Source organism: Vreelandella neptunia (assembly GCF_022489065.1).
GTDB classification, from domain to species: domain Bacteria; phylum Pseudomonadota; class Gammaproteobacteria; order Pseudomonadales; family Halomonadaceae; genus Vreelandella; species Vreelandella neptunia_A.
Genome location: NZ_JAKVTW010000009.1, coordinates 156,516 through 163,229, shown reverse-complemented (window position 1 = coordinate 163,229; position 6,714 = coordinate 156,516). Strand labels below are relative to the sequence as shown.

At 51.3% G+C, this 6,714-nt stretch carries 6 protein-coding genes and 1 pseudogene; 6 read left to right on the top strand and 1 reads right to left on the bottom strand.

Features of this window, described 5'->3' with window-relative positions; translation table 11 throughout:
- Positions 1-192: pseudogene (locus tag MLE19_RS13555) on the top strand (phosphonate ABC transporter, permease protein PhnE); the annotation flags it as partial.
- A 192-nt stretch (positions 193-384) separates the two neighbouring features.
- On the opposite strand, the gene MLE19_RS13550 reads toward MLE19_RS13555, so the two are convergent.
- A complete protein-coding gene (locus MLE19_RS13550) occupies positions 385-1,389 on the bottom strand; it encodes a porin (RefSeq protein ID WP_240718687.1) in 1,005 nt (334 codons plus the stop codon).
- 491 nt (positions 1,390-1,880) lie between these two features.
- Here MLE19_RS13550 and MLE19_RS13545 point away from each other — a divergent pair, with 491 nt between their 5' ends.
- The 5 genes from MLE19_RS13545 (at position 1,881) to MLE19_RS13525 (ending at position 6,697) form a co-directional block, all read left to right on the top strand.
- On the top strand, positions 1,881-3,044 hold the full coding sequence (locus MLE19_RS13545) for a glycosyltransferase family 4 protein (protein ID WP_240718686.1): 1,164 nt from the start codon (positions 1,881-1,883) through the stop codon (positions 3,042-3,044).
- Positions 3,007-3,546: a phosphatase PAP2 family protein gene (locus tag MLE19_RS13540; protein ID WP_240718685.1), complete on the top strand. Its 540-nt coding sequence runs from the start codon at positions 3,007-3,009 to the stop codon at positions 3,544-3,546. Before MLE19_RS13545 ends, MLE19_RS13540 begins: the two co-directional genes overlap by 38 nt.
- 114 nt (positions 3,547-3,660) lie before the next feature.
- The gene (locus MLE19_RS13535; RefSeq protein ID WP_240718684.1) at positions 3,661-5,112 is read left to right on the top strand and encodes a sodium/glutamate symporter; all 1,452 of its coding nucleotides are present in this window, start codon (positions 3,661-3,663) and stop codon (positions 5,110-5,112) included.
- 917 nt (positions 5,113-6,029) lie between these two features.
- Positions 6,030-6,161 carry an entericidin A/B family lipoprotein gene (locus MLE19_RS13530; RefSeq protein WP_240718683.1) on the top strand — a complete coding sequence of 44 codons (132 nt, stop codon included), beginning with the start codon at positions 6,030-6,032 and terminating at the stop codon, positions 6,159-6,161.
- 5 nt (positions 6,162-6,166) lie between these two features.
- Positions 6,167-6,697, top strand: a complete 531-nt coding sequence (locus tag MLE19_RS13525) for a YqiA/YcfP family alpha/beta fold hydrolase (RefSeq protein ID WP_240718682.1) — start codon at positions 6,167-6,169, stop codon at positions 6,695-6,697.
- The last annotated feature ends 17 nt before the right edge of the window (positions 6,698-6,714 follow it).

Genomic DNA, 6,714 nt, shown 5'->3' with positions numbered 1-6,714 from the left:
TATAGCGTTGAAAAAGCACTGCGCTCGGCGGTGACACTTGGCTTGGTAGGCGCAGGCGGTATCGGCGTTGAACTGGCTGCCGCTATGCGGTTATTTAATTTCGACCGTGCTTTGACCATTATTTTAGTGATTTTGGTCGTCGTGATTGGCTTTGAGCAGCTCTCTTCGCAAATCAGAAAACGCGTCATTTAATATAACCAAACCATTAAAACCATATTAAAGACAAATGAAAAACCGGTGTGGACGTATCCACACCGGTAAAGATCGAAACATGCGAGCTAACTTAAAGCTAAAGAGCTAATACAAAGAACTTATGCCAAGAACTTACTCCAAGAACTTATTCCAAGAACTAAAGCAACACTATCGCCAACATCACTCTATTAATTAGAAGTGATAGCGAGCGCCTAATGCGTAGTACATATCTTCTTCGAAGTCATTAACGGCATCCAGGTTACGATCGTTAAGTTCGAGGAACATATCGAAATTACTCGTCAGCTTGTACATAGAGCCTAGCGCCCAAGCGTTACGCTCATCGCTAGCACCATCTACTTCGATGTTGTAGTAATCAGCGAAGAACTTCCAGGAATCGATAGCGTAAGTAGCGCCAACGCCGATTTTATCGAAACCGCCACCGTTAACATCGTCATCACCACGAGTTTCATACCCTACACGAGCAGCGAAAGCGTCCGTAACAGCAAACTCGCCCGTAGCACCGTAGCGCACTTCACCGTTACCGCCACCGCGTACCGTATCTTCCACATAGCCAAGCGCTAAGCGAGCAGGACCTGTTTCGTAGACAACACCACCCTGAGTGGCGATAACGGATCCTTCGGCAGTCTGCTCGGCTTCAGTCAAACCACGCTCAGAGAAGTGCTTAGCAGAAATAACTGCCTGAAAACCACTGAGTTCTGGTGTTTTGTAGCCAATCGAATCGCCGCGAGCCTGTACACCACCACCCGCAAACTCATAGCCACGCTCAACGTACACGTCGAATGGCGTCATTACGTAGCTATCGTAGAAGCTGTCGTAGTTACCGGCCATGAAGGTACCAAACTGCTGGCTTTCCAAGCCTAGGTAACTGTTGCGCACTTCGTCGAAACCAGAGTCCTGGTTGCGCTCATCACCGGTAAAGCGCCACTCGACACGCGCAAATGCACGTAGATCAGTGGAGATTTGATGGCCAGCAGTAATTCGCAGACGAGAGCCGAAATTACGGAACTCTTCACCGTTATCAACACCGTCATCAACACCGCCGCCTTCAAACCCCATGGCAATACGGCCGTAGATTTCCAGGTCGGTACCATCTTGATCATAAACGGTTGCTGCTTGTGCTGCAGAGGCTGCCAATAAACCGCTAACGGCCAGGGCCAGTGTCGTTTTTTTAAACATGATTGTTCCCATTGAAGTAGTTAATGCTTGCGCTTTGCGAAGGCACAATGAAGGACGAATAACGCCTCAACGCTGAGAATCTTAAAGGAGTTATATTTCATTAAGTTTAAAGTTTTAATTTTTTGGGAACTTATTTTTTATTCCTCTATTAAATAAAACTGCCATCTTATTTTAATATTTAACTGCTATTTAAATGGGCGGCCATTATTTTTCTCGTATTGTTGCAACCTAAGGAGCCTCTGATTAACGTAATGAGCGCAGACTAGACAAGGCAATAATCAACGAAAAAGCGGAGTTTACGAGCCGTAAATGAGCATTTTGATCGGACTCGCGCACGAGGCAATTTTTAACACCGTATCGGCAAGCGCGATAGTTAATCAGAGGTTCCCTAATTTTTATTGGCATGTCATCACTTATTCACCTGCTTGACTCGGCAGTGTCATTCTTCCCGCACACACTATGTGAAAACGTGATAAAGGGATGAATCGCTCATGCGGCTCTGCATTGTTAGTGAAACATGGTCACCGGACATCAACGGCGTTGCTCATACGCTGAGCCGGTTAAGCTATGAACTTAACCGGCAAGGAGTGCCGGTTGACGTGATTCGCCCGCAGCCACGGGCCGCGGGGAATGCGACTGGCATTAACCGCGAACTACAGGTGCAGCGCCTCGCTTTACCCGGCTACTCTGATGTGCAAGTAGGGCTGGTTAGGCCCGCAACACTGCGACGTTTCTGGCGTAAGCACCGCCCTGATGTTATTTACTTGGCAACGCAAGGCCCACTGGGCTGGGCGGCAAGACAAGCGGCTCGGCAGCTCAATATTCCTCTGGTAGCTGGATGGCATACTAACTTTGATCACTACTGTGAAGATTACGGTGTCACGTGGCTGGCTTCGACCACACGGCGCTATTTGCGCTACTTCCATAATGGCTGCGACCTAACGTTAGTACCTACTCATCAGCAGGCTAAAGCACTTCAGCGCCAGGGGATTCGGGATGTCCATGTACTGTCACGCGGCCTAGATGGGGAGCGCTATTCACCCGCCCACCGCGACCCTGCATTACGCAAACGCTGGGGCGTTGGTGAGCATCAACCGGTCGCCCTTTACGTTGGCCGGTTAGCTGCTGAAAAAAATCTTTCATTGCTCCATGAAACCCTTCAAGCCATGCGCGAAGTGCGCCCCGATATCGCCCAGGTGATCGTCGGCGACGGCCCCGCACGGGCACAGCTTGAGAAAGCGCTGCCCGATGCGCATTTCACCGGCTTCGTGGGTCAAGAGTCACTCGCTCGCCACTATGCCAGCGCTGATGTGTTTATCTTCCCTTCTCTTTCAGAAACCTGGGGGAATGTGGTGGCAGAAGCCATGGCCAGCGGCTTAGCCGTGGTGGCTTATGATCATGCTGCCAGTGCCGAGCTCATTAACAGCGGCCACAACGGTATCACCGTACCCGCTGGCAATGGCGCTGCTTTCCAACAGGCAGCCGTAGAACTATGCCAACACCCGGCAGATTACGCTCGCTTAGGTCGAGTAGCACGTTTACGTGCGCTGGAGCAGAGCTGGACGGGTATTGCTGAGCAGTTTTTGCGTTATTTACACCAAGCCCAGGAGGCTCATCATGCGCCCGCGTCCGCTTGTCGTATTCGACCGTCTTGACCTGCTGGAGTGGCAGTTTTGCCAGCGCGTGTCGCGGCTCTCACTCAATCGCCCCTGGCGCCTAACGTTGCAGGCTGCTAGCCGATTAGGCGACTGGCCTGTCTGGGTACTACTGATCATGGCCCAGCCTTGGCTGCAGCCAAATGGCGCATGGCGCGTAATGCAGTACAGCGTGATTGCCCTGTTTGCCGTTGCCGTTTATCGGCTGGTGAAAACTCGCTTATGCCGCGAACGGCCCTTTATTACCTATGGCGAAGGAATAGTGTGCTGTGAACCGGCACGTGATCGCTATAGCTTCCCCAGCGGCCACACCATGCATGCGGTAATGTTTAGTGTCTTAGTCGCCGCCCACACGCCCTGGCTGCTACCGGTGGTGTTGCCATTAACCCTGCTGATAGCGATTTCCCGCGTGGGTTTAGGGCTGCATTATGTCAGTGATGTGCTGGCGGGCGCTGCCTTGGGCTACGCCTTTGCCTTGGTTAGCCTTTACTGGATGGGGTAAAAACCCTCGTTTTCGCGAATTTACTCATTAAACGCTACTTTTAAACCAACCTCGTCATTTTTAACTTCCCTGCTAAGCACGCGTTAGGCTAAGCAGACATCAAGGAGTGATGTAATGACCATGACAGTTGGTGAGTTATTTATAGCGCTAGTGACCATTGCGGTAGTCCTTTTAGCCAGCAACGCGCTACGGCTAAAGCTGCCCTGGTTAAGGCGCCTCTTCCTTCCTAGCTCGGTCATTGGCGGCCTTCTCCTCCTACTGATGGGCCCCGATGTCATCGGCCGCGCCATGCCCACTATTTTTGAACAGAGCCCCGGGCTGTTTCCTGCCTACGTGCAGGAGAGCTGGGCTGCCCTGCCGAGTCTGTTGATTAATGTTGTCTTTGCAGCCCTGTTTATTGGCAAAGTGATCCCTGGCCTGCGCACTATCTGGCTGCGTGCAGGGCCTCAGGTCGTTGTCGGGCAAACCATGGCGTGGGGCCAGTATGTTGTCGGGTTGAGCTTGGCGCTGCTGGTATTAGTACCCGTTTTCAATATGAACCCAATGGTCGGGGCGTTAATAGAAATCGGCTTTGAGGGTGGTCATGGTACGGCGGCAGGCATGGCAGAGACGTTTGAGGAGTTAGGCTTTGAGGAAGGGGCCGACCTTGCCCTGGGCTTGGCCACGGTGGGTATTGTGGGAGGGGTACTCATCGGCACGGTGCTAATCAATATTGCTGCGCGCCGTGGAATCGTAAAACTCAACGATGAGACCGATAATGCTGAGGATCCAGACGAGTTAATGCGCGAAGATGAGCGCCCTTCCACTGAAGAATTCAGTGAGTTCAAGAAGGATCTGGCTCAAGAGGCGGGAACGACCGACCCACTTAGTTTGCATATTGGTTTAGTGGGCATCGCGATTGTCATCGGCTGGCTGATTCTTTCAGCTTTACAGTGGTTTGAGCAAGTCACCTGGGCTCGCGATGGCGGTTTAGAAATTCTTGCCCATGTGCCGCTATTTCCTATCGCCATGATTGGCGGGGTCATCGTCCAATTAGTGGTTATGCGGTTTGGCTTAGAGCGCCATGTGTCTAGCCGCACCATGTCACGCATCGCCGGAACGGCGCTGGATTTTACCATTGTGGCGGCACTCGCCACCCTATCGCTCACCACCTTAGGCGAATACTTTCTTCCCTTCCTGCTCCTTTCTTTAGCGGGGATTGCCTGGGGTTTATTCGTATTAATCGTTATCGCTCCCCGTGTCATTCCTGAGAACTGGTTTGAACGTGGGGTGGGTGACTTTGGCCAATCAATGGGGGTCACCGTCACCGGCCTACTGCTGATGCGCATGGCGGACCCTAAAAATGAATCTGGGGCGTTAGAAAGCTTTGGCTATAAACAACTGATGTTTGAACCCATTGTTGGCGGTGGGCTTTTCACCGCCGCCGCCCTGCCGCTAATTGCCGAATTTGGCGCCCTTGCAGTGCTTATTTTTACCGCGTTACTAACCATCGGCTGGCTTACATTTGGCTTGCTCTATTTCGGGCGTATGGTTCCCGATCGGGGCAAAGGCCGGTGGAAAAACTAGCTGTATAATGGCGTTATCCAGACGCAAACACGCCCGCTAAAAGCGGGCGTGTTTGAGTTCGACTAGCCAAAGCTATCTAGACAAAACCATTGGTTAGATGTCTGGCGGCATATCATCACGTTCATCCATACTGGCCATAAAGGATGTCTTAAACATCATATACACCCCTACCCCCGAAAACCCTAGGAATAAAACAAACATGCATAACATCAATGCCATGGCCATAATCTTGTCCCTGATAGTGTGCGGTCGTTACGTTGACGTTTTCTAACCGCTGCAGTTTGATTTCATCAAAGGATAGACCAAAACACTGCTTTTATGTGTACAAAAGCTATGCAAAAACCACGACCCAATAGAAAGATACTATTTATCAAACACTTAGTTTATTTTATGCACGCAAAAAAACCACCTCATTTTCACGAGATGGTCATTTCGCATCATTCCATTCCCTAGCTTGATGAACAGCGCCTCCTTGCGCTGCAACCAGTGAGTGGGCGGAGTGTCCCTTAACATCCTGTTCACTTATCGGCATCCTGCCTTCCTTGTGCCTGTCCGCCCACTCACTTAGTTACTGCTAACAATTATTTAAACGGCTAAACCTAAACAACTGAACATCTAAGCAACTACACTGTAGCTGCAGGGTCTGAGCCAAACTATGCCAATGTTAAAAATTTACATTTAAAATCAAACGCTTGAAATAAATAAAAATTACTTAAGAGCACCGATATGTATTGGCATTGATGTGCAGAACTGACACATGCGACATAAGCACACGATATAAAGGCGATTTTTCTCGCACTCAGCCATAGCGGAACGCCTCGGCAGGGATTATTTTACTGTTTGGTGCTTAGCCGCCCCCTCGGCAAGGGGTTCGATCTTCTGAGCTCAGCGATACTCATGCCTTTAAGGAGTCCGCCATGACACGCGCCATCGCCCTTGGTTTAATAATGCTCATCACCCTGCTACTGGTCAGCGGTTGCAATACTATTCGCGGTGCTGGTGAGGATCTTCAACAGGGTGGCGAAGCTATCCAACGTGCAGCGAGCTAAACATCATGATGACCGTGTACCTATCCCATGGCCTGGAGAGCGGGCCGGGGGCATTGAAAACCCAAGCTTTGAAAGGCGTGGCCGAGAAGTTGGACGACTGCGAGCCCGTGGTGATGGATTACCGGGGAATGGCAGAGCCCCAACAGCGACTCCAGCATCTGTTACAGGTACTGGCTGAGCGCGGAGACGACCCGGCTTTCTGCGTGTTGGCAGGCTCAAGTTTAGGCGGATGGCTAAGTGTTGCTGCCAGCGCGCAGCAACCTGTGCTCGGCTGTTTTCTGTTAGCCCCCGCGCTAGGCTTAGACGACTACCCTGAAACGTCACTCGCCATCCAGGCACAGCACACGCACATCATTCACGGCTGGCGTGACGATGTTGTCGCTCCTGAACCGGTGATCGAACGTGCCCGCCTGCAGCGATTATCACTGAGGATGGTGGACGATGATCATCGCCTTCACGCCAGTCTCGATACCATTCTGCTCGATTTCGAGCGCTTCCTAGGTCAGTGCAGCGCCTCCTCTCACTACGAAACATAAGCCCTGACAAAACAAAC